The 841-nt window shown below is 48.5% G+C and carries 1 protein-coding gene; it reads left to right on the top strand.

Going from position 1 to position 841, the window contains the following annotated elements; all coding sequences use genetic code 11:
* Positions 1-841 (top strand): VCBS domain-containing protein (locus A3738_RS09715; protein WP_197473767.1); only part of this gene is annotated, 841 nt, incomplete at both ends.

Raw genomic sequence — 841 nt, 5'->3', positions numbered from 1 at the left:
AGCTTTAAACCAGAAACGATTGTGGGCACATTTGGTACTGCACATATTGATGTAAGTGGTCACTGGACTTATGTGCCAGATAATATCAAATCACAGTCATTATCAGGGGGGCAGGTCGAGCACGAACTACTGACTGTCCATAGTGCGGATGGTACAGCACATCAGCTAAATATCACCGTAAAAGGCACTAATGATCTTCCTGTAATAATAGGCGCTAGCACTGGCGCTGTAATAGAAGCGGGCGATGGTTCCAGTGGCAATGCCGATGCCACTGGAACGTTAAACGTAACCGATCCAGACATGGGCGATACCCCCAGCTGGCAAGTGGTTCAGGGGCAGGGCCGCTATGGTCAGTTGAGTATTGATCAACAGGGACAGTGGCATTATCAACTGGACAATACAAGCCATGCGACGTATACCCTAGCAGCTAATCAACAGGTAACAGAGCACTTTACTGTCACGGCCACAGACAGCAGCGGCACACCGGTACAGCAAACGATAACGATCGACGTGACGGGCACTAACGATGCGCCGGAGATCACCTCTATTACAGCTCAAGCAGCACATGAAGGCGATACGACACTAACAAAAGGGATAATTTATGTCGCAGAGCACGATAACCACGACCGAGTTAGCTTTTCTTCCCCGAGTGTCGACGGTTTTGTACTCCAGCAGAATGGGAAATATAGTTTTGATCCCAGTCACAGCAGCTACAATCATTTAGCCCAAGGCGATGTGCAAACAATTACAATTCCGGTAACTCTTACAGATTTGGCTGGAGCTAGTGACACGAAAAATCTTGTCATCACCTTAACCGGGACTAACGATGCGCCTGTCCTGG

Source organism: Oleiphilus sp. HI0066 (genome assembly GCF_001635725.1).
This window is presented reverse-complemented; position numbering and strand designations above follow the sequence as displayed.